This window comes from Paraneptunicella aestuarii (genome assembly GCF_019900845.1).
Taxonomy (GTDB): domain Bacteria; phylum Pseudomonadota; class Gammaproteobacteria; order Enterobacterales; family Alteromonadaceae; genus Paraneptunicella; species Paraneptunicella aestuarii.
The window spans coordinates 2675970-2702861 of record NZ_CP074570.1 but is presented as its reverse complement, the minus strand read 5'-3'; the positions used below and the strand labels follow the sequence as shown (position 1 = coordinate 2702861).

General features: G+C 47.4%; 2 protein-coding genes (1 of these 2 cut by a window edge). Both read left to right on the top strand.

Features of this window, described 5'->3' with window-relative positions; all coding sequences use genetic code 11:
• Nucleotides 1-159: 159 nt before the first annotated feature.
• Nucleotides 160-20673 carry a non-ribosomal peptide synthetase gene (locus KIH87_RS10505; RefSeq protein ID WP_232357848.1) on the top strand — a complete coding sequence of 6838 codons (20514 nt, stop codon included), beginning with the start codon at nucleotides 160-162 and terminating at the stop codon, nucleotides 20671-20673.
• Nucleotides 20670-26892 carry the 5' portion of a non-ribosomal peptide synthase/polyketide synthase gene (locus tag KIH87_RS10500; protein ID WP_232357847.1) on the top strand. It continues 26084 nt past the right edge of the window, so the window shows 6223 of its 32307 coding nt (coding positions 1-6223); its start codon is at nucleotides 20670-20672; its stop codon lies beyond the right edge, outside the window. The genes KIH87_RS10505 and KIH87_RS10500 overlap by 4 nt, the downstream gene beginning before the upstream one ends.

Below are 26892 nucleotides of genomic sequence, written 5' to 3'. Positions count from 1 at the left end.
CTGATTAATTCGCATCTACCAATAGATTGCAATATTAGTCTGGAGCCTTTCATGGAGAGACACCGAACTCTGTTGATATTACTGTATTTCATATGATGTACCGTGTAGTTGAGCAAATTGTTAAATCAAAAATTCTGAATTTACTCACGGGTTTCATCTATGAAAAAGTCATGTGTATTACTGGGGGATACAACGTTAGCTATCAGGTGTGGTAATCACCTGCTTGAGAACCAACATGACATTGCCTGTGTTGTCACATCAGAACCTACAGTTGCAAATTGGTGTAAAGAGCAGAATATAAGTCATGTAGCTTCTATTCAGGAGCTTGAAGATCATCTTACCCTGAGTGATATTGATCTTCTTTTTTCCATCGTTAATAAGGCAATTATCCCCGACAGCCTGACTCGTCAAATCAAACAGTTTGCCATCAATTTTCATGACTCCCTTCTACCCAGGTATGCCGGCCTTAATGCCAGTGCCTGGGCATTGTTAGAGGGAGAAAAAGAGCACGGTATTTCATGGCATCAAATTGTCGATAAGGTGGATGCTGGTGATATTTACATTCAGCGCAAATTTGATATTTCACATATTGAAAGTGCCGAAGCTCTTAACTTGCTTTGTTATGACGAGGCTTATGACGCATTTGTCGAACTCATTGAGCACATTTCTCAAAATACGCTTAAAGGCTCGCCTCAGAATTTAGATTTCCGTACTTTTTATTCTTCCCGTAAAACGCCAGATTCACTGGGAATTGTTGATTGGCACATGGATGCGGAATCTATTGTAAACCTCAAGCGGGGCTTGCATTTTGGACAATATCAAGTCAATCCCTGGTTTCAGCTCAAATGCTATTTGAACGGAGAATTTTACTTGGTTGATGGCATCAAGGTGCTGAATAGTGCCTCTGACGCTACACCGGGGCAAATCCTGCAATTAGGCGATAATCCGGTTATTGCAACGGCAACGCAGGATGTGCAAATACAAGGCATTCGGTATTTAAATGGCGAAACGGTTTCAAATATTCATGTATTTGAAACCCTGGGCTTGAAAGAAGGGGATGTGCTTCCGCAATTGCCTAATGAGTTGCGCACATCCTTAAAAAACCTATATCGCGATATTCATAAAAATGAACCTACATATCTCAAAGTATTCACTCAGTTAGCGAATTTCGACACATTCTTTTTGCCACAGCTCGATGTTGTTAGTGAGCAATCTTTGGAGCAGAAACAGTGGCACGCATTGCAGCAGCATTTCCAGTCGAGAGATGAGCTAACGAGTCAATGCATGAGCGCCTTGGCTGTCTATTTATCAAGATTAAATAGTTTCACGCCTTTTACCTTCGTTCTGTATGAACAAGACAATACGTCACATTCATTGGCGCATAGGTCACTACTGAACTTCCTTAAGCCAGTTGAATTAACTTTAACACCTCAACAGCGCCTTGAAGATGTTCTTACTCAGGCTAATCGCTTTCTCGAAATAACCCCTGTTGGCTATGCCAAAGATATCTTTGGTCGATATCCTGAGCTTAGAACGATCCCCCGAGACTCCGAGGCGAATCCTTTTAATGTTGTCGTGAGGATCGGGCAGTCTATCGAAGATTTGGACAGCGACGAAAGCTATTCCAGAACTGGTTTGGTGATTGATGTCGCCATTAAGGAAAATGCTATTCGTTGCTCATTTAGTGGGATGAATGGGAATGGGGCTAGTGCGACTAATGCGAGAGCTAATGCAAATGCTATCGGCTTGCATTTGAGAAATCTGCTCAATCAAATACACCTGAACGCACAACAAAGCCTGGCTGACGTCGATTTTCTGGATGCCTCGGAACGTCAGCAATTATTATTCGATTTCAATCACACCGACTGTGATTACCCTCTCGACATCTGTTTACATCAGTTATTTGAAGCGCAAGCTGAAAAAACACCAGAGGCAATTGCCGTTGTTTATCAGGATGTTAGTGATAATCAAAAACTCACTTATCGAGAGCTTAATGAGCAAGCCAACGCATTAGCTCATTATCTTATCGAACAAGGAGTGAAACCGGAGTCACTGGTGGCTTTGTGTGTTCAACGCAAGCCTTATATGTTGGTTGGGCTATTAGCGATTTTAAAGGCCGGAGCGGCTTATGTTCCTTTGGATACCGATTATGCCAGCACTCGCCTAAACGACGTTCTTGAAGATGCTGACCCGTTAATACTGCTAACGGATGAAAAAGGCATATCCGTGATTGGGGATATGCCGTCTGATAAAACCGTTGTTCGATTGGATAAGGACTGGGATTTTGATAGAGGTTTTGACAGAGATTTTGACAAAGCATTACCTGTAAGCAATCCTTCAATACCGGAGCTCACTCCCACTAATTTGGCTTACATCATTTATACTTCAGGGTCTACCGGTAAGCCCAAAGGAGTCATGATTGAGCATGGCAATGCCGTTAACTTAATTATCTGGACTGCGTCTCAATATTCGGCTCAGGTATTCAGCAATACCTTGTTCGCGACCTCGTTGACATTCGACCTGTCTGTTTACGAGTGCTTTGCTACCTTGCATCAGGGCGGAACACTGAATTTAGTGCGTAATGCGCTGGAACAAGGGGCTGTTGGCACGACTCATATCAACACTGTGCCATCGGTGATGGATGGCATGTTGGATAGGGGGCAGGTTGAAGATAGCGTCAAGGTGGTTAATTTGGCGGGTGAACCGCTCACACAATCATTGGCGGAATCTCTGTTTCGAGAAACGCACATTCATAAATTGTGTAACTTGTATGCGCCTTCCGAAAGCACAACCTATTCCACCTATTACGAAGCGGCATCGGCGAAAGACTTTATTGTTAGCATTGGTCGCCCAATCGCCAACACTCAAATCTATTTGCTGGATGAGCACTTACAGCCTGTACCTAAAGGAGCTGTAGGTGAAATCTATATTGCCGGTGATGGCGTTACCCGAGGCTATTTAAACCAGCCAGCATTAACCGATGAACGCTATTTGCTCAATCCATTCAAGCACATGGATAGTCGAGGCCGAGCCACCAGAATGTATAAAACCGGCGATCTGGCTCGGTATCTTGCTGATGGCAATATCGAGTATCTCGGACGTAATGATTTTCAGGTAAAAATCCGTGGTTTTCGTATTGAACTTGGTGAAATAGAGAATTGCCTCAACGAGCATGAAACCGTGCATTCTTCTGTGGTGATGGCCTTTGGTTCCGGAGAGCAAAAGCGTTTGGTGGCTTATGTGATGCCTGCCGAATTCGCTACGTTGCAGAAAGAAAATACCAGACAGGAAGCGATTCAAGCGCTAATCGAGCATCTTGGTCGCCATTTACCGAATTATATGGTGCCTTCGGCGGTGATGTTGCTTGAACACTGGCCGCAAACACCGAATGGAAAACTAGACAGAAAAGCCTTACCTGCACCCGATGACAGCGCCTTGATTCGTGCTGAATATGAAGCTCCCCAAGGTGAAACGGAGCAGCGACTGGCACAGATTTGGTCAAGCTTACTCAAGGTTGAACGTATCGGTCGTCATGATGATTTCTTTGCTTTAGGCGGTCATTCGTTACTGGCGGTCAGGTTGATGGAGCAGTTGCATAAAGTCGGGTTAGGGCTGGCAACTCATGATTTATTCAGCTCTCCAACCTTGGCTGAACTGGCTAAAAAGCTCGGCTCTTATCGAAAAGCGGCGATACCGCCTAATGTGATCGAGCCGGATTGTGCTCGTATCACACCGCAGATGTTGCCGCTTATTCAACTGCAACAGGACGAGATTGATCAGCTTGTGTCGGCAACGCCTTCGGGTATCGCCAACATACAGGATATCTATGCGTTAACGCCGTTGCAGGAAGGGATTTTATACCATCATATTGCAGGTGAGGGGCACGATCCTTACTTGCTCAGTGAGCATTTGATTTTCTCCAATCGGGACGATTTAGACGCTTATTTGGCGGCGGTGCAAAAAGTCGTGGATCGCCATGATGCCTTGCGAACGGTGTTTCATTGGCATGGATTGAGCGAACCCGCTCAAGTCGTGCTGCGCCATGCGCCTCTTAATGTCGTAGAAATGGATTTGAGCGAGCAGCAAGCCGCTGCTGATGATGATTCTTTGCAGTATATGCAGGCGCAATATCAAAGCCTGGATGTACGTCAGTCCACCTTGTTACGTTATGTCATTGCTAAAGATCCCCTTCAAGTATCAAGAGTAGCATCAAGAGCAGAATCTGAAGCTTCTGCCGAAGGTCGATGGTTGGTATTGCAACAACTGCATCACCTGGTTGGCGATCACTCTACACTGGAAAGTTTGGCGGCTGAATTGAAGCTGATTTTATCCGGGCAAGACGCTCAACTTGCTACGCCAGTGCCTTATCGTAATCTGGTTGCCCGCATTCAATTGGATAGTCACAGAGAGTCTCACCAGAGCTATTTTGCGAATTTACTCTCGGACATCGAAGAATCCACCATACCTTTTGCTGTGCAAACGTCAAAACAAGAGGGTTTGGAGGGCAAAGAGCATCGGGTTGTTTTGCCTGATACCTTAAATACCACGCTACGCGCACAAGCCAAAATGCAAGGCGTGAGTCTGGCAAGCTTATGCCACTTTGCGTTCGGGCAAGTGGTTGCCCGCACCAGTGGCGTGCAAAAGGCGGTGTTTGGCACAGTCTTACTGGGGAGAATGCAATCCGGTGAAGGCATTGCCGATGCGATGGGGCTTTACATCAACACCTTACCATTTCGATTGGATGTTGATACGCAAACCGTGCAAGCCAGTATCAAACAAGTACATCGGCGGTTAAATGCATTAATGGAGCATGAGTATGCCTCGCTCGCTGAAGCACAACGGTGTAGCGGCATTGATTCAGCCGCGCCTTTGTTTACGGCAATGCTCAATTATCGGCATAACGCCTTGTCCGACATCATCAACGCGACGGAGGAAGCGCATCTATTCAGCCGAGTTCAACGAGTTCGGTTTGTGGAACATACCAATTACCCCTTTGTGTTATCGGTCGAAGATGATGGGCACTCGCTAGGGTTAACGGCGAATACCAAATCTTCTATTGATGCAGAACACCTGTGCCAAATGATGCAAAGGGCGCTCGCGCATTTATCTGAGATCCTGATTCACTCACCACTTGTTCCTGCTTGCGAGCTGGATGTGTTGCCGCCACAAGAGCGCCAGAAAGTTCTATACGAGTTCAACCAATCGCAGACGCAATACCCGCACCATCTATGTATTCATCAACTGTTTGAACAGCAGGTTGAAACAACGCCGGATGCGGTTGCTTTAATTGAATCTCAATCGCAGGATTGTGAGAGCGAAATATGCGACAGGGGAATGACTTATCGCGAGCTGAATCGGCAAGCGAACCAATTGGCTCACCTGCTAATCGCAAAGGGCGTCAAGCCCGAGTCATTGGTGGCTTTGTGCGCGGAACGTCGCCCTTATATGTTAGTGGCGATATTAGCCATTCTTAAAGCTGGAGGCGCTTATGTGCCTTTAGATCCGGAATATGCCAGTAGCCGACTGGTTGATATTCTGGAAGACGCTAATCCGTTATTACTATTGGCTGACGAAAGCGGTTTGTCATCCATTGGTGACGCTGCTCAACAATACAACGTCATTCGATTGGACGAGAATTGGCAAGAGCAAGTGTTGCCAGAAACCAATCCGCAAGTATCGGATCTGACGCCCAGCAATACCGCCTATGTTATCTATACCTCGGGCTCTACCGGTAAACCTAAAGGGGTCATGGCTGAGCACTTGGGTGTTACTCGCCTGGTGAAAAATAACCGTTATGTGGATTTTACTCCGGGAGATCGCGTTGGTTTTATTTCCACGGTGGCTTTTGATGCTGCCACGATGGAAATCTGGGGAGCACTTGCCAATGGTGGAACCGCAGTATTAGTTGATCGAAAAGTATTGATTGATAGCGAGGCTTTTATTGGCGTGTTAAAAAGCTCTCAAATCAATATTCTATTCATGTCCGTTGGTCTGTATAACAATTTAGTCAATGAATTGATGGCTATTGGTGAGCAATTTAAAACCTTGCTTGTTGGTGGGGATACATTGGATGCTGACAAAATAAAACGTTTGCTTCGCGCCAATAAGCCCCAGTCTTTCCTGAATGTTTATGGGCCTACAGAAACCACCACTTATGCAACATTTTACCCTGTTACCGACAAAGATATTGAGACGACATCTATTCCAATTGGTTGCCCAATTGGTAACACACAAGTTTATATCCTGAATGATCATTTGCAGCCAGTTCCTGTAGGCGCTGTAGGTGAAATTTACATTGGTGGCGATGGTGTAGCCAAAGGGTATTTGAACCGCCCGGATTTGACTGAAGAACGCTTTTTGCCCAACCCATTTTTGCAATCCGACAGTTTGGGGCGTCCGGCCAGATTATACAAATCGGGGGACTTGGGCTGTCATTTACCTGATGGCAACGTGCTGTTTATGGGGCGAAATGATTTTCAGGTAAAACTGCGTGGTTATCGTATTGAGTTGGGAGAGATCGAAGCGCATTTTACCGAACATGAAGAGGTCGAAGCTGCAACTGTATTGGTTTTAGGGCAGGGTGATGATAAGCGTCTTGTTGCCTATGTGATCCCTAAAAGTTTAGCGCTTCTAACAGATCAAAATCTGGGCGACGATACTCATCAGGCGTTAATTAATAAGCTGTCTGAATATATTGGCACAATACTGCCGAATTATATGGTGCCATCGGCGATTGTCTTGCTCGACAAATGGCCTCTGACACCCAATGGCAAGCTGGATCGAAAAGCTTTACCTGCACCAGATGAAAGCGCTTTAGTTAAGGCGCATTATGAAGCGCCACAGGGCGAAACAGAACAGCTAATCGCCGCATTATGGCAAGATTTATTGGGAGTTAGCCAAATAGGCCGCTTTGATGACTTCTTCAATTTAGGCGGACATTCGCTGCTGGCTGTGAAGTTAATTGAGCGGTTGCGCAAGGCCGGATTGAGCATGGTGATTGCGGATCTGTTTGATGCGCCCACGTTGGAGGGGTTAGCCAAGCGTTTGGAAAATCAGAACGCAAGTGCAACGCATTCAGTGGAAGTGCCTGCCAATCTGATCACCGGATCCAGCAGCCACATTACCCCTGAAATGCTGCCTTTGATCAACCTGAATCAAGTTGATGTTGACCGCATTATCGCTGCTGTTCCAGGTGGAATGGCTAATATTCAGGACATTTATGCTTTGTCACCGTTACAGGAAGGGATACTGTTTCATCATCTCTCTGTTGAGCATATCGACCCTTACCTTATTCATACCCAGATGGTGTTTCCAAACCGACAGGATTTGGATACCTATCTAAAAGCGACGCAACAGATTGTTGATCGCCATGACATATTACGCACGGGATTCTATTGGGATGGGCTATCGGAACCAGCTCAAGTGGTACAGCGACATGCAACGCTCAATGTGGTCGAGGTGGAGTTGCAAGCAAACAGCCAATATCAGGCGGCTGATTATCTTGATGTGATGCAAGCGCAACACCCAAGGCTGAACGTGCAATCTGCCCCTTTGCTGAGATATGTGATTGCCAAAGAGCCCAATACTGATTTTCATAGTGATACTAATACCAATAGCGAACGATGGCTGGTGCTACAACAGATGCACCACCTTATTGGTGATCACTCGACGCTGGAAAGCTTTATTGCAGAGCAGGCATTGATTCTATCTGGAAAAGCCGAGCAACTTTCAGCGGCACAACCTTTCAGAAACCTTATTGCTCATGTTCGTCTGGGTGTCAGCAAAGACAAACATCGTGAATTTTTCACTGACATGCTGCGCGACATTGATGAACCCACATTGCCCTTTGGTCAGGGGGATGTGCGACAAGACGGAGTCCAGACTTCTCAGCACTTTTTACAGTTATCCAATGAGCTTAACCAGTCGCTAAGAGAAAAGTCGCGAGCCTTGGGCGTGAGCCTGGCAAGTTTGTGTCATTTTGCTTTTGGTCATGTGATGGCGCGTACCAGTGGCGTACAAAAAGCGGTGTTTGGCACAGTGCTGCTTGGGCGAATGCAAGCGGGTGAAGGTGCGGCAGAGGCATTGGGATTATTCATTAACACCTTACCCTTTAGGCAGGATATTGACGAGCAAACCGTCTCTAACGCAATCAAACACACACATAAACGCTTAAGCCAACTAATGATGCATGAACATGCCTCTTTGGCTGAAGCTCAAACCTGTAGCAGCCTTGAGGCTTCCGCTCCCTTGTTTGGCGCTATCCTGAACTATCGCCATAATGCTGAGCCGGATATCGCCCCGGAAGAGATGCGCGATCACCTTTTACATCGTATTGAAAAGATAAAAGCCGAGGAACGCACTAACTACCCGCTATTACTATCGGTAGAAGATAATGGCGATTCGTTAGGCCTGACTGCTCAGGCCATAGAAGGCATTGATCCCGAACGCATTTGCCAGATGATGGAAAGCGCGCTTGAACATTTGGCTGAATTGTTGACTAACGCACCGGATACGCCGTCTCGTGCGTTGGATGTGTTACCGCCTTTAGAGCGTGAACAGCTATTGTATGGCTTCAACGCCACCGATAGCGATTATCCTCTTGATGTCTGTTTGCATCAGTTATTTGAACAACAGGCTGAGCGTACACCGAATGCCATAGCCTTGATTCAAGGAACGGATTCTTTTTCTTATAGTGAAATCAACGAACAAGCTAACCAGCTTGCTCACTTGCTGATAGAAAAAGGCGTGAAGCCAGAAACGCTGGTTGCATTGTGCGTTGAGCGTCGCCCTTACATGTTGGTGGGGTTGTTGGCTATTTTAAAAGCCGGTGGCGCTTATGTGCCGCTGGATGTGGACTATGCCAGCAGCCGTTTGGTGGATACGCTGGACGATGCCAACCCGCTGTTGTTGTTAACTGATGAAACTGGCCTGGCTGCGATTGGTGAAGCGGCACAAGACAGAGAAGCTATTCGATTGGATTTGGATGAATGGTTTACGAGTTCTTTGCCAACAATTAATCCGTTGGTCGCCGATTTAAGCCCCGAGAACATGGCTTACATAATCTACACCTCGGGCTCGACCGGTAAGCCCAAAGGCGTGGTAATAGAGCATGGCAATGCCGTTAATCTGATTATCTGGACACAGACAAAATATCAGGCTGAAGAGCTAGGGATGACGCTGTTTGCCACTTCCTTAAGCTTCGATTTGTCGGTATATGAATGTTTCGCTACCTTACATCAGGGCGGCACGCTGAATCTGGTGCGCAATGCCTTGGAAAATGGCGTCTCTGCTAATACTCATATTGGGACTACTCACATAAACACAGTGCCTTCAGTGCTGGAAGGCATGTTGGAGCGCGGGCAGGTGCAAGACAGTGTTCGTGTTGTGAACCTGGCTGGCGAGCCATTACCCGTATCGCTGGCACAATCTCTGTTTAAGCACAGTCATATTGAGCGTTTATGTAACCTGTATGCGCCTTCAGAAACGACGACCTATTCCACTTATTATGCCGTTGAGTCCAGTGAGGACTTTATCACCAGCATTGGCCGTCCTCTTGCCAATACCCAAATTTACTTGCTGGATGAACATTTACAGCCTGTACCCAAAGGTGCAGTCGGTGAAATTTACATTGCCGGTGACGGGGTAGCCAGAGGCTATTTGAACCGTGCAGACCTGACCGCAGAGCGATTCCTGTTAAACCCATTCAGAGATACCGACAGCCGCGGTCGCCCGGCACGCATGTATAAAACCGGAGATTTGGCGCGTTATCTTCCTCATGATAACGACGATGGCCTTTCCGGTGAGAACCAAGACGGATTTATTGAATATCTGGGTCGTAATGACTTTCAGGTGAAAATTCGCGGATTCCGCATTGAACTGGGCGAAATAGAAGCTCGCTTCAATGAACAACCACAGGTGCAATCATCGGTGGTGATGGCTTTTGGCGACGGTGAAAATAAGAAGCTGGTTGCTTATGTGCTGCCTGAAAATACGTCGCTACTGGCGTCTGATCCTGCTCGCCAACATTTGATATCGTCATTACTGGAATCGGTGGCTGAGCAGCTACCGAGTTATATGGTGCCTTCGGCGGTGGTGTTAATGGATGCCTGGCCGCAAACGCCCAATGGCAAGCTGGACAGAAAGGCATTACCTAAGCCCGATGACAGTGCCTTTATCAAGGCTGAGTATGAAGCGCCACAAGGTGAAATTGAAGAACGCCTGGTACAGATTTGGTCGGCATTATTACATGTTGAACGAGTAGGACGTCATGACAATTTCTTCGCCTTGGGTGGGCATTCGCTGCAAATTGTGAAGTTAATGAACCTGATCCAGTCAGAATTGAAGGCCAATGTCTCAATGGCAGATATCTTCGAGCTGGCTACCTTGTCTGACATCGCTTGCAAAATAGCGTCTTCTAAATTGACGGATGCTATTTCAGTGTTTGAGCAAGAAGAATCATACAGTCTCACTCATGAGATTGGCGCCACAGGCCGAAGCGCACAACAGATTGTGCCGATTCCACGTAATGGCTCGCTACCTTTGTCATTTACTCAGCAACGCTTATGGGTACTGACACAGATGGATACCGGGCTCAGCGACGCTTACCACATTCCTATTTTGTGGCGCTTTAAAGGCGAGGTAAACGTGGATGCGCTGAGTGCCAGCTTACATAGCCTGGTTGCTCGTCATGAGGCATTGCGTACCGTGATCACCAGCCATAATGGAATGCCTGAGGTGCAGTTGTTGCCCGATGACACGCAATGTCCTGTCGTTTATGCGGATCTGACCACGCTTTCTGGCGTTGAATTGAATGCCAGCGTTGATGAACTGGTGAAGGTAAACGTAGAAACGCCATTTGATCTCAGCAAAGGGCCATTGATTCGAGCCATGATCGCCTTGTTGCCAAACAACGAGTGGCTATTTTGCTTAACGCAACATCATATGGTGTCTGATGCCTGGTCTTTGGGCATCATGTTTAAAGAGCTTAACGCCTTTTATCAGGCCAATTTAGAGGGAGCTAATTTTGAAGAGGCTACAAGTCCATTTGCCGCATTAGAAATTCAGTATCCTGACTATGCCGCGTGGCAACGTCAGTGGTTAACCGGGGAACGTCTACAATCTCAATCTGATTATTGGAAAAAACAGTTACAGCATGCTCCGGCGTGTATTTCGTTGCCGACCGACCGTCCGCGCCCGGAAAAGCAGTCATTTGCCGGAGGCATGATTGCACTCTCATTAGGAAAAGAACTCACTTCCAAGCTTAAGAATTTCAGTAGGAATAACGGCGGTACGCTGTTTATGACCTTGCTGTCGGCATGGTCGGCGGTATTGGCTCGGTTGTCAGGGCAAAGCTCGGTGGTTATTGGTGTGCCGAGCGCGAACCGGGATCAGCAACAAATTGAAAATCTGATTGGCTTTTTCGTAAATACGCTGGCATTGCATATTGATACGGCTAGTCATCAATCAGTGCAATCGCTGGTGTCGCATGTTAAATCGCAATTGTTATCCGCGCATGCTAATCAGGAGTTGCCTTTTGAGCAAGTGGTGGAAGCGGTCAATCCACCGCGTAATGTTTCCCATCCACCCATCTTTCAGGTGTTGTGTAACTGGATTTCTGAAAGCGATTTATTGGTGGATCAGTTCACCTTGCCGGGCAGTACCTTTCTTGCTTCCGAGTTGCCATACCAAGTTGCCAAGTACGATCTTGAACTGTCGTTGCAGGAAAAAGACGGCAATGTTGAAGGTATGCTGGCCTATGCCACGGCGCTGTACGATGAACAAACCATCATACGCTTTAGGGACTACTTCTATGCGATGCTGAAGGGGATTGTGGCGGATAGTGAATCGTTGCATTCCAGAATCAACTTGCTGGCTAGCGAAGAACGTCAACATCTGCTTTATGAGCTGAATAACACCAAGGCCGATTATCCAAGGCACTTATGTTTACATCAGTTATTTGAACAACAGGCAGAAAAAACACCAGATGCCATTGCGGTTAAATATCGTGACCCGCAAGGCGATGTTATTCAACTGACATACCAGGCGTTGAACGCCAGTGCTAACCAGCTAGCCCATGTGTTGGTGCGCAAGGGAGTTAAACCGGAAACACTGGTGGCGTTGTGTGTTGAGCGTCATCCTTATATGTTGGTTGGGTTATTGGCAATATTAAAGGCGGGCGGTGCTTATGTGCCGTTAGATCCGGATTATGCCAGTGAGCGTTTAGTGGACACGCTTGACGATGCCCAGCCTTTGCTGTTGTTAACCGATGAATTCGGGCTGTCTGCTATCAATAAGGGGAGTCATAAGGGGAGCAACAAACAAGCCCCGTCCCCTGTGAGCCCTAATTCTGTGATCCGACTGGATAGCGATTGGCAAACAGACTATGCGAAGAATGCTCCTTTACCCGTCAGTTCCCCTGTTGTAGACGAACTCAAGCCTGAAAATATGGCTTATGTGATCTATACCTCGGGCTCCACAGGCAAACCCAAAGGCGTAGTGATTGAACATGGTAATGCCGTGAATTTAATTGCCTGGACAGCCAATACTTATCAAGCGGAAGAACTGGCGACAACGCTGTTTGCTACCTCGCTGAGTTTTGATCTGTCGGTTTATGAGTGCTTTTCTACCTTGTATCAGGGCGGTACGTTAAATCTGGTAAGAAACGCTTTAGAACAAGGTGTTGCTGGAACAACGCATATCAATACCGTGCCTTCGGTTATGGCGGGTATTTTAGAAAGGAATGGAGCTGAAACAGGAGTCGAAAGCACTGTTAAGGTCATCAATTTGGCGGGTGAGCCACTGCCTGCATCCTTAGCCAAGCGCATCTTCCAGCAGAGCCATATTCAACGTTTATGTAACCTGTATGCGCCTTCGGAAACCACCACTTATTCCACCTATTATTCGGTAGCATCTGCTGAGGACTTTATCACTTCCATTGGGCGACCTCTTGCCAATACGCAAATTTATTTGTTGGACGAGCATTTACAGCCGGTTCCTAAAGGTGTGGTGGGTGAGATTTATATTGCCGGTGACGGTGTTGCCAGAGGTTATTTGAATCGTCCTGATATGACTGACGAGCGTTTTCTTCCAGATCCATTCAATGCCACTGATTCCCGAGGTCGTCCGGCCAGAATGTATAAAACCGGCGATTTGGGTAGATATCTGCTGGATAAGAGATCATACGGCAATATCGAATATCTTGGACGTAATGACTTTCAGGTGAAAATTCGAGGATTCCGCATTGAGCTGGGGGAGATCGAGTCTCGCTTGAATGAGCATCATCAGGTTCAATCTTCTACTGTTATGGCCTTTGGTGAAGGCGAGCAAAAGCGCCTGGTCGGCTATGTGATCCCGGAAGATAAGACCTTGCTTGAACAACAAGCTCTTGATCAAAAAAGCATTGATCAAAAAAACATTAATCAAAAAGAGCTAGTTCAACAATTACTGGATCATGTTGCGCAAAAATTACCAAGCTACATGGTGCCTTCAGCCATTATGCTACTGGAGCAATGGCCGCAAACGTCCAATGGTAAGCTGGATAGAAAAGCGTTGCCTGTGCCCGATGACAGTGCCTATGTGAAAGCCGAATATGCTGAGCCCGAAGGGGAAACCGAGATGTATCTGGCTGGGATTTGGTCAGAGATACTGAAGCTTGAAGCTATTGGTCGACATGACGACTTCTTCGCCTTGGGAGGCCACTCTCTTTTAGCGGTCAGATTAATGGATAGGGTGGGCAGTAGCGGAACACGCATGTCTATTAAAGATTTGTTTGATTCGCCTACATTAGCTCAGCTAGCACAACGTTTGGAACAGTTGCGCGTGCAGAAAGAGGGCGATTCGCACTCGTTCATTATTCCTGAAAACCTCATTACCTCAGAAACCAGGCTGATTTCACCCGATATGCTGCCGCTGATCGATTTGAGTCAATCTGACATTGATTCCATTGTGGCATCGGTACCCGGTGGTATGGCTAATATTCAGGATATTTACGGCTTGTCGCCGTTGCAGGAAGGGATTTTATTCCATCATATTTCTGAGCAAGGGCGCGATCCTTATCTGTTAAACCTGTATATGACTTTTGAAAATCGTGAGGCGTTGGATGCTTACCTTGCTGCCATTCAGAAGGTGATTGAACGCCATGACATCTTGCGTACCACTTTCCGTTGGGAAGGCTTAAACGAAGCGGCTCAGGTTGTTTTACGTCATGCCTCGGCCTGGGTTCAGGAAGTGACGCTGGATTCGTTCGAAGACAAAAACGAGAAAGATAAAAACGCAATTGACTATTTGCAAGCAATGCAGGAACAACATAGCCGCATTGATATTCGTCATGCGCCATTGTTCCGATTCTTGATTGCGCAAGAGCCGGGAAGCGAGCGATGGCTGGTATTGCATCAGCATCATCACCTCATTGGTGATCACTCGGCACTGGAACAGTTAAATCATGAACTACACGCTATTTTGTTAGACAACGGGACACAGCTTGCAGAGCCTCAACCATTTAGAAACCTGATTGCAGTCGCCCGATTAGCAACGAAAAAAGAAGCACACCAATCCTTCTTTAGCGACATGCTACATGACGTAGAAGAACCCTCGTTGCCATTTGGTTTGAGCGATGTGCAGATGGACGGCTTGCAAAGCCATGAGCATCATTTGATGTTGCCGGAATCGCTACATCAATCCTTAAGAGATCGCGCGAAATCGCTGGGCGTGAGCTTGGCGAGCTTGTGCCATTTTGCTTTTGGTCATGTTGTAGCACGCACTAGTGGTACGCAAAAAGCGGTGTTCGGCACAGTCTTGTTGGGAAGAATGTTGGGAAGAATGCTGGCATCACAGAATGCGGCTGACGCGATGGGACTGTTCATCAATACCTTGCCATTCAGGCAGGATGTGAATGAGCAGGATATTCAATCTGCGATCAAGCAAACACATCAACGTTTGAGCCAATTGATGATGCATGAACATGCGTCGTTAGCTCAAGCACAGCGTTGCAGCAGCGTAGATGTTGCCAGCCCCTTGTTCAGTGCCATTTTGAATTATCGTCATAATGTCCTGGCTGATTCCCATAAAAATGAGCACGATAACCATGTTTGGAATCAGATTGAATGGTTAAAAGCGGACGAAAAAACCAACTACCCATTATTGCTATCGGTTGAGGATTTCGGACATAAGCTGGGGCTCACGGTGCAGTGTGTTGAATCTGTTGATGCTGAACGTGTTTGCCTAATGATGACCCGGGCGTTGGAACACTTAAGCGAGATGTTGAGCAGCGATCCTACAATGCCAGCTCGTTATCTGGATGTGCTTCCTGCATCGGAACGTCAGCAGTTGCTATACGACTTTAATGCTACCGATAGCGATTATCCTCTTGATGTCTGTTTACATCAGCTATTCGAAGCGCAAGCTAAGAAAACGCCGGATGCGGTTGCCGTTGTGCATGAAATAAAAAGCTCTGAACCAGAAACGAAACCAGAAACTAAACCAGAAGCTAAACCAGAAACGAAAATAGAAACGCTCACTTATCAGCAATTAAACCATCAAGCTAATCAGTTGGCTTATACCCTGATTGCAAAAGGCGTGAAGCCGGAAACCTTGGTTGCTCTATGTGTTGAGCGTCGCCCTTATATGCTGGTGGGGCTATTAGCGATATTAAAAGCGGGCGGCGCTTATGTGCCGCTGGACGCTGATTATGCCAGCAGCCGTTTGGCAGATACGTTGCAAGATGCCAAGCCTCTATTGTTGCTGACCGATGAAACTGGGCTGGCAGCGATAGGAGATGCGGCGCAAGCTTATGTTCAGGCTGACACTCTTATCAGATTAGATGACCCAGGAAAGGCCGTAACATCAGAACAGGTTGCAAACCCCAATGTTGAAGGTTTAACCCCTGAAAATCTGGCCTATATCATTTATACCTCGGGTTCTACTGGTAAACCCAAAGGGGTCATGATTGAACATGGCAATGCGGTTAACCTCATTGCCTGGACGAGGTCGGAATATCGAGCTCAGGAACTAGGCAACACGCTTTTTGCAACCTCCTTAAGCTTTGATTTATCGGTGTATGAGTGTTTTGCCACCTTGCATCAGGGCGGTACATTGAATCTTGTGCGTAATGCCTTGGAAAATGGCGTCTCTGGTAATACTCATATCAATAATACTCACATAAACACAGTGCCATCGGTCATGGAAGGCATGTTGGAGCGAGGTCAGGTGCAAGACACAGTGCAGGTTGTGAACCTGGCTGGTGAGCCGTTACCTTCTTCATTAGCGCAATCGCTATTTAGAAAAACCCAGGTTAAGCGTTTGTGTAACCTTTATGCGCCGTCGGAAAGCACCACCTATTCCACTTATTATGCCGTCGAGTCCAGCGAGGACTTTGTCACCACCATAGGTCGTCCTCTTGCCAATACTCAAATTTACTTGCTGGATGAAGATTTACAGCCTGTGCCCAAAGGCATTGTGGGTGAAATTTACATTGCTGGTGACGGTATTGCTCGTGGCTATCTCAATCAGCCGGATTTAACGAATGAACGTTTTCTGCCTAATCCCTTCCGGGAAAAAGACAGCCGTGGTCGCCCGGCGAGAATGTATAAGACAGGCGACTTGGCGCGTTATCTTTCCGGTGAGAACCAAGACGGATTTATTGAATATCTCGGTCGTAATGATTTTCAGGTGAAAATCCGCGGATTCCGTATCGAGCTGGGTGAGATCGAAGCCCGGTTGAATAAGCATGAACAAGTGCAATCGTCTGTTGTGACAGCCTTTGGTAAAGGCGATCAGAAACGCCTGGTGGCTTATGTGCTGGCTAACGACACGGGGATTGCTGAACAGTCACATGACCCGTCCCTGATTAAAGAACTGATTGAGCATCTATCGGCTCAGCTACCCAGCTATATGGTGCCTTCTGCTGTGATGTTCATGGACTCCTGGCCACAAACGCCCAATGGCAAGCTGGACAGAAAGGCATTACCCGTGCCCGATGACAGCGCCTTGATAAAAGAAGAATATGAAGCTCCTCAAGGCGAGACTGAACAACAGTTGGCTGCGATTTGGTCTGAATTGTTACAAGTCGAAAACGTGGGTCGTCACGATGATTTCTTTACTCTGGGTGGGCATTCGCTACTGGCAGTGAAATTGATGGATAAACTTAGCCGGGTCGGGTTGGGTATTAGTATCAAGGACTTGTTTGATTCGCCAACCTTGGCGGGATTGTCGAAAAAGCTGGGCAGTTATCAGTCTATTGAGGTTCCTGATAATGTCATTTCAGTCAGCACCACGCATATTACACCGGATATGTTGCCGCTGATAAATCTGAATCAGGCTGATATCGACCGTATTACCCGCTCAGTCGCTGGTGGACTTGGCAATATTCAGGATATCTACGGTTTATCGCCTTTGCAGGAAGGCATTTTATATCACTATTTGTCATCCACAGAGACCGACCCATACCTGTTGAATGTGCAGATGGTGTTTGCCAATAAAGAGGATTTAGATACTTATTTGGCAGCGGTGCAACAGGTCATCGACCGCCACGATATTCTGCGCACGGCTTTTTGTTGGGAAGGCTTGAACGAACCTGCACAGGTGGTGTTACGTCAAGTATCCCTGTCTGTTATTAACATGGATCTTGACGCTAGCACTAGCAAAGAGGGATACAAGGCGCAATTACAACAGATGCAAAACCAGCATGGACGATTGGATATTCGCCATGCGCCGTTGCTTAGGCTTGTGATTGCCAAAGCGCCTACCGATACGACAAAGGGAGACTCAGACTCAGACAAATGGTTGGTCTTGCACCAAATGCATCATTTAATCGGCGACCACTCGACGCTGGAACACATGATGCGGGAAATAACCCTGATACTTGAAGGCCGTGCCGAGCAGTTGACAACGCCTCAGCCATTCCGGAATCTGGTTGCGCAAGTGCGAATGGGCAGCGATAAGAAAGAGCATCAGGCATTTTTCACCAGTATGCTGGCGGATATTGAAGAGCCCACCTTGCCATTTGGATTGGGGGATGTGCAACAGGATGGTAGTCAAAGCCGTGAGCATCACATTAAGTTGCCAGCCGCGTTGAACGACAAATTACGCCAACAGGCTAAAACTCTTGGCGTCAGCCTTGCCAGCTTGTGTCACTTTGCTTATGGGCATGTAGTTTCCAGAGCCAGCGGCGTACAACAAGCGGTGTTTGGCACTGTCTTGTTAGGACGTATGCAGGCGGGTGAGGGAACGGCGGATACCATGGGATTGTTTATCAATACCTTGCCGTTCAGACAAGATGTGAACGAGGCCAGCCTCGAGTCTGGTATTAAACAGACCCATCGACAATTGAGTCAGCTCATGATTCATGAATATGCGTCACTGAGTGAAGCGCAACGATGCAGCGGTATGGAATCATCTGAACCGCTGTTTAGTGCTTTGTTAAATTACCGATACAATACCTTGCCCGATCCGTCCGACGTTGAAAGTGCTAAAACAGCCACCTTGCTTGATCGCATTGAGTGGATCAAAGGACAAGAACGCACCAATTATCCCTTTGTGCTTTCAATTGAAGAATACGGCGATGCCTTGGGGTTAACCGCACAGGTTGTTGATTCCATTGCGCCAGAACGTGTGTGCAACATGATGGCACGAGCACTGGAACACCTTAGTGAATTATTAGCACAAGCGCCGGATACGCCGTCTTATGTGCTGGATGTATTGCCGCCACAAGAGCGTGAGGCATTACTTTATGGTTTAAATCAGACTCACGCCGATTATCCTCGTGAACAATGCATTCATGAGCTGTTTGAATACCATGCCAACGCTAATCCGGATGCTATTGCGGTATTGCAGGTAAATGATGATGGCTACCAAACGTCGCTGAATTATCGTGAAGTCAATGAACAGGCCAATCAGCTTGCACATTTGCTGATTGAACGAGGTGTGGAGCCCAATACTCTGGTTGCCATTTGCAGCCGCCGTCGCCCTTATATGTTGGTGGCGATGTTGGCGGTACTGAAAGCCGGGGGGGCTTATGTTCCACTCGACCCGGCTTACGCCAGCAGCCGTTTGCTGGATACATTGGAAGATGCTAATCCACTGTTGTTACTTGCTGATGAAGCCGGGTTAGAGGCCATCGGCTATCTTGATAGCAATGTTGATAGCAATATTGAAACAAGTGTTGAGAGCGAGTTGGTGCATAGTCTTATCAGGCTCGACAGACTTGCACTGGATAGCTTGCCAGCGATTAATCCTCAAATCGCAGGACTGGATCCGAATCATCTGGCTTATGTCATTTATACCTCTGGCTCGACGGGTAAACCCAAAGGGGTAATGCTTGAGCATGGCGGCCTGATGAATTTAGCCAGTTCACAAACCCGTTTGTATGGCGTTAACGCCAGTACCCGAGTGATGCAGTTTGCTTCACCGGGATTTGATGCCAGTGTGTTTGACCTTGCCATGATGTGTGTCAGTGGCGGTTCGCTGTTCTTGCGTGACGAGTTATCCGGTCAGGATGCTCGCCACCTGTTTGAACAAATTGCACAACAGGGAGTGACCCATGTGTTGTTACCGCCTGTGCTGTTTAGAAGTTTGTCGCTGCAAGATATCTCTCTGGACTTTCTTGAGTCACTGGAAGTCTTGATCCTGGGTGGTGAAGCCTCAGAGCCACAACTGGTAAATCATTTATCGCAACAGACTCAGGTGTTTAATGCTTATGGCCCGACAGAAGGCACAGTGGTTGCCACGGTATGGGCCAGTGACGGACAAGCGCTAACCGATTCACCGCCAATTGGTCGTCCCATCGACAACACCCAAATTTATTTGCTGGATGAACATTTACAGCCTGTGCCGAAAGGTGCGGTGGGTGAAATGTGGATTGGCGGTGACGGCGTTGCCCGTGGCTACCTGAACCGTGAGGATTTAACGCAAGAGCGCTTTGTTACCGACCCATTCCGTGAACAAGACAGCCGAGGCCGCGCCGCTCGTATTTATCGTACTGGCGATTTAGCGCGCTATCTGCCCGATGGCAATTTGATGTACCTCGGTCGTAACGATTTTCAGGTGAAATTGCGTGGTTATCGTATTGAGCTGGGCGAAATCGAGTCGCAACTTGCCAGCCATGAACTGGTGCAATCAGCAACGGTGCTGGCTGTTGGTGAAGCTGAGCAGAAACGCCTTGTAGGGTGGGTAATACCAGAGGATGTGTCAGTTCTGGAAGACGAAAACCTTCGCCAGCATTTCATCCAAACGCTGCATGAATATCTGATGCAGCATTTACCGGATTATATGGTGCCTTCGGCCTTGGTATTGCTGGATAGCTGGCCGCAAACGCCGAATGGCAAGCTTGATCGTAAAGCATTACCACAGCCCGATGAAGGCGCTTTGATCAAGGCGGCTTATGAAGCGCCGCAAGGGGTTATGGAAGAGCAACTAGCGCAGATCTGGTCAGAGTTATTAGGGGTTGAACAAGTAGGACGCCACGACAATTTCTTTAGTCTGGGCGGCCACTCCCTGCATATGGTGAAGCTCATTAACCTTATCCAATCCCGATTAAATGTCAGTCTTTCTATGGTGAGCCTCACAGAGCAAGGCTCGTTGCAAGCGTTGGCAGAAACCTGTGACCAACAAGTGAAAATGAATTCTTTAAAGACTGAATCTGAAACTAATACAACGAATAGAGTGAAGTTTACGATATGACGCAAATTTCAAGCATTATTGATTACTTCTTAAGTAAAAAAGTCCTTTTAGCTTGTTTGGATGATCAGCTATCGATTGATGCGCCGGAAGGCGCGATTACCGCTGACGATATTGATCTGTTAAAGCGTCATAAAGAAGCCATTCTGGAATACCTGAAACATAGCAGTAAGGCAGATAGCCGTGTGGCTCAGGCGATCCAAAGGGTTTCGCGAGATACACCGCTGAATATCTCTTTTGCGCAGCAAAGCTTGTGGCTATTGGCTCAGATGGATGAATCCTTAAATGGGGTGTATCACATCCATAATGTCTTGCGTATGCAAGGCGAACTCAATGTCGAAGCCCTTATCGCAAGCCTTAACACCATTATGTCGAGGCATGAAGCGCTACGCACAGTGTTTTTGAATGACGATGGAACGCCGCACGTTGCAATTTTGCCTGAGAATACGCCATGCCCAATGGTGCAAGTGGATTTGTCTCAGAGTTCAAAGGATGACAGAGAAAAACAGCTCAATGAGCTGATAAAAACCAATACGGGAGCGTCGTTTGATTTAAGTGCTGAGCCGCTAATTCGGGCGCTTTTGGTGCAACTTTCAAGCAATGAATGGATTTTCGCTATTACCTTGCATCATATCGTGTTTGATGGCTGGTCAATGGGGATCTTTTTCCAGGAATTAACGTCGTTGTATGAGGCATATCATGACGGGAAGGGTAACCCGCTTGCGCCTTTATCTATTCAATATCCTGATTATGCCGCCTGGCAACATGCCAATCTGTCGGGTGAGCGTTTTGACAAGCAATTAGCCTATTGGCAGCAACAGCTTGCAGGTGCGCCGGAGTGCATTACTTTGCCATTGGACAGACCTCGTCCGGCAGAGCAGGTTTTCGACGGTGATCGGGTAAATTTCCAGTTAGATGAATCCTTATCGAAGCAGATTGTTCAACTATCCAAACAACAAAACTGCTCTGTTTTTGTGGTGTTGATGACCGCCTGGGCTAGTGTGTTGTCTCGCTTGGCGGGGCAGGATTCGGTTGTATTGGGCATGCCCAGTGCCAACCGAGGACATAGCCAGATTGAAAACCTGATTGGCTATTTTGTGAATACGTTGGCGCTGCATATCGACACCCAACATCATGCCAGCTCCGAAGCACTACTTAACCACGTTAAAAAACAGATCCTTTCTGTTCAGGACAATCAGGATGTGCCATTTGAACAAGTGGTGGAGCTGATTAATCCTGCGCGAAGTCTGTCTCATACGCCTGTTTTTCAGGTGTTATGCGACTGGATCAGCGTGGCGGATATGAAAACTCAGGGAATGACCTTATCCGGCATGACGGTAACGCCTGAGTTAGTACCTTATGAAAGCGTTAAGTACGACCTTGAAATCTCATGGTATGAGCAGGATGGCGTTTTGGCGGGGTTTATTGATTACGCCACGGCATTGTTCGATGAGCAGACCATTGTGCGCTTTAAAGAGTATTTCTGCCGCGTGTTGCAAGGTATGGCGGCAGAGCTATCACAGATTCATAGTGGTATCCCTCTGCTGTCAGAACCTGAGCGCGAGCAAGTCTTGTATGGCTTTAACGAGACTCACCTGGATGTCACTGATGTCGCTAAGAACATGTGCGTTCATCGACTGGTTGAACTTAAAGCGGAGCAATTCCCTAATAGAGTGGCAGTGATCGGTGAAGAAGGCTCTTTAACCTACGAAGAGCTAAACGCCAAAGCCAATATTCTGGCAAGAGAGCTACGCGCTCAGTATCAGGCATTAACGGGCGAGGCGCTCAAGCCGAATACACTTATTTCTTTGTATTTCGATCGCAGTATCGACATGGTGATGAGCATTCTGGCGGTGCTTAAAGCCGGAGGCGCTTACGTGCCTATTTCCACCGATTATCCCCCCGAGCGTACTCAGCATATATTGGATGACACCGGTTGTGCCATCGTGTTGACGCAACACCCGCATTTGCCTGCTTTGCAAAGCATTGCCGCAACATTGACGAAGTCTCCGCAGTTGCTATGTGTTGATCAGTTGTCTTTTGATCAAGCCTCCTCATCAGATAAGAATAATTTATCTGTAGAACAACAAGCCAGCGACTTGGCTTATGTCATCTATACCTCGGGAACTACAGGTAAGCCTAAAGGGGTGATGATTGAGCACCGCAATGTGGTAAACCTTACCGTTGGTTTGAAGAAACTGTATGGATACAGCGAACAAGACAGGGTCACACAGTTTGCTCCTATCAGTTTTGATATGTCGGTTGAAGAGATATTCGGAGCGCTATGTCACGGTGGTGGCTTGGTGTTGAGAACCGATGACTGGTTACTGGATGCCCGTACTTTCTGGCAATATTGTGAAAAATACCATGTGACCATCGCCAACTTGCCAACGGCTTTTTGGCATGTGTTGGCAGATGATGAAGGGAGTATTCCAACGTGCGTCAGGATAGTCACCATTGGTGGTGAAGCGGTTAACCAGAAGAAAATTCAGCAATGGCTGGCAAGGTCTGGGCATACGCCACAATTGTTTGTGGGATATGGCCCCACCGAAACCACGGTAAATGCTACCTTTGAGCGCATCGACAGTGTTGCGGATATTCGCAGTATTGGTAAGCCTACGGCCAATATGTTGTGCTATGTGCTGGATGAACAGCGCAATCCGGTTCCGGTTGGTGTTACTGGCGAATTGTATGTGGGGGGCTTGGGCGTTGGTCGAGGTTATTGGCAACGTTCTGATTTGACGGATGAACGTTTTATTCAAAACCCCTTTGTGCGCAAGGATACCCAAGCTGGCACACAAGTGGCATCGGCGCGAATGTATAAAACCGGCGATTTAGTGCGCTGGTTGCCTAATGGCAGCATTGAATTTATTGGCCGTAATGACTTTCAGGTGAAAATTCGAGGGTTCCGTATTGAGCTGGGCGAAATCGAAGCGCAGTTAACCTCTCACGATGAAGTGCAATCCGCTATTGTCGAGGCATTGGGGCAGGGCGAACAAAAACGTCTGGTTGCTTATCTGATCCCAAAAAATGATGCGGTTCTTGGCGCTGTTTTTGAGAAAGATGCTGTTCTTGAAGATAAGAAGGCGCGTCGGCAATTTATCCAGTCAGTAAACCAATATGCAACCGAACGTTTGCCCGGTTACATGGTGCCTTCAGCCATTGTGGTGATGGATAGTTGGCCATTGACACCGAATGGCAAAATCAATCGTAAAGCCTTACCCGTACCTGATGAAGATGCTCTGCTTAAGGCTGAATATGAGGCTCCGAAAGGGGAAATAGAGCAGCAGATCGCCAAGGTGTGGTCTGAACTATTGCAGGTTGAACGGATAAGTCGTCACGATGATTTCTTTGCCTTGGGCGGCCATTCGTTGGTGGCGGTGAAGATGATGAATCAACTGAGAAAGCATGATTTACATCTGACCATCAAGCATTTGTTTGAATCGCCAACCTTGGCGGGGCTCTCTTTGAGTTTATCTCAGCGCTTGTCTGCCTTGAGTGAAAACAGTCAGGAAACGCACTTAAATGAACAACCTAAAGTTCCGGATAACCAGATAACGCTTTCAAGTACAAGCATTACACCGGATATGTTGCCCCTGATTGAGATCACTCAGGAAGGGATCGATGCCATTGTTGCTTCTATCCCGGAAGGCATTAGCAATATTCAGGATATTTACGGACTGTCTTCTCTGCAAGAAGGGATATTGTTCCATCATCTATCCGCCAAAGAGAAAGACCCTTATTTGCTGAACCTGCAAATGGTGTTTCAGAGTCGGGATGATCTTAACCGCTATCTGGAAGCTTTTCAGCAGGTGGTTAATCGTCATGATATTTTACGCACCGCCTTTTATTGGCAAGGGCTGACCGAACCTGCTCAGGTGGTATTGCGTCAAGCTACAGTTCCGATACATGAAGTACAAGTATCGCAAGACAGCAGCAAGAGTGCTGCGGATTACTTAACGCAGATGCAGGAACAAAACGGCTGGATGGATATTCGCCATGCGCCTCTTATGCGCTTTTTCATTGCCCAGGAACCCGGAACTGAGCGATGGCTGGTGTTGCATCAGCATCATCATTTGATCGGCGATCACTCGGCACAGGAACAGATGAACCTGGAGCTGATGGCCTTTTTGAACGGGCATGAAGAGCAATTACCTGAAGCACAAGCGTTTAGAAATCTCATCGCTGAAATTCGATACAGTGCGGCAGCGGATGGTCAACCAAACACGAAAAAGGCAGAGCAACAGCGCTTCTTCACCGACATGCTATCGGACGTTGACGAGCCTACCTTGCCTTTTGGCAAAGGCGATGTACGTCAGGATGGCCTGACAACCAGCGAACATCGTTTGATGCTTTCCAGGGAACTTAACCATGCTTTAAGAGAGCAGGCCAGAGAGTTAGGCGTGAGTCTGGCGAGTGTGTGCCACTTTGTTTATGGGCATGTTCTGGCTCGCGCCAGTGGCGTGCAAAAAGCCGTGTTTGGGACAGTGTTGCTGGGGCGTATGCTGTCAAATGAGAGCACTTCCGACGCCATGGGGTTGTTCATTAATACCTTACCTTTCCGACAAGATGTGAACGAACAAGGTATTCAGCCCGCCATTCAACAAACTCACCAGCGTTTGAGCCAGTTGTTGATGCATGAACATGCATCACTGGCAGAGGCGCAACGGTGCAGTAATGTTGATTCTTCTGCGCCTTTATTCAGCGCCATTCTGAACTATCGACACAATATACATTTAGAAGAGCAGCCAGTTCAGGAAAATGGCCTGTTGAACCGCATTGAGTGGATAACGGCGGAGGAGCGAACTAACTACCCGCTTTTGGTATCGGTAGAAGACAATGGCGATTCGTTAGGGCTGACTGCTCAGGCCATAGAAGGCATTGATCCCGAACGCATTTGCCAGATGATGGCAAGCGCGCTTGAACATTTGGCTGAATTGTTGACTAACGCACCGGATACGCCGTCTCGTGCGTTGGATGTGTTACCGCCTTTAGAGCGTGAACAGCTATTGTATGGCTTCAACGCCACCGATAGCGATTATCCTCTTGATGTCTGTTTGCATCAGTTATTTGAACAGCAGGTAGAGCGCACACCGAATGCCATTGCCTTGGTTCAAGGGGCTGATTCTTTCTCCTATCGTGAAATCAACGAACAGGCTAACCAGCTTGCTCACTTGCTGATGGAAAAAGGTGTAAAACCGGAGACATTGGTAGCTCTATGTGTTGAGCGTCGCCCTTATATGTTGGTTGGGCTTTTAGCGATATTAAAAGCCGGTGGGGCGTATGTACCATTGGATGTGGATTATGCCAGCAGTCGTTTGGTGGATACGATGGATGATGCTAACCCTGTGCTGTTATTAACCGATGAAGCCGGAATAAAGGCCATTGGGAATACGGCACAAACCTATGAGCAGTCCCAGGCACTTATCCGATTAGATGAAGTCGGACAGACAGTAGCATCAAGGTCATCTGTTAATCCTAAAGTGGAAGGTTTAAGCCCCGAGAACATGGCTTACATAATCTACACCTCGGGCTCGACCGGTAAGCCCAAAGGCGTGGTAATAGAGCATGGCAATGCCGTTAATCTGATTATCTGGACACAGACAAAATATCAGGCTGAAGAGCTAGGGATGACGCTGTTTGCCACTTCCTTAAGCTTCGATTTGTCGGTATATGAATGTTTCGCTACCTTACATCAGGGCGGCACGCTGAATCTGGTGCGCAATGCCTTGGAAAATGGCGTCTCTGCTAATACTCATATTGGGACTACTCACATAAACACAGTGCCTTCAGTGCTGGAAGGCATGTTGGAGCGCGGGCAGGTGCAAGACAGTGTTCGTGTTGTGAACCTGGCTGGCGAGCCATTACCCGTATCGCTGGCACAATCTCTGTTTAAGCACAGTCATATTGAGCGTTTATGTAACCTGTATGCGCCTTCAGAAACGACGACCTATTCCACTTATTATGCCGTTGAGTCCAGTGAGGACTTTATCACCAGCATTGGCCGTCCTCTTGCCAATACCCAAATTTACTTGCTGGATGAACATTTACAGCCTGTACCCAAAGGTGCAGTCGGTGAAATTTACATTGCCGGTGACGGGGTAGCCAGAGGCTATTTGAACCGTGCAGACCTGACCGCAGAGCGATTCCTGTTAAACCCATTCAGAGATACCGACAGCCGCGGTCGCCCGGCACGCATGTATAAAACCGGAGATTTGGCGC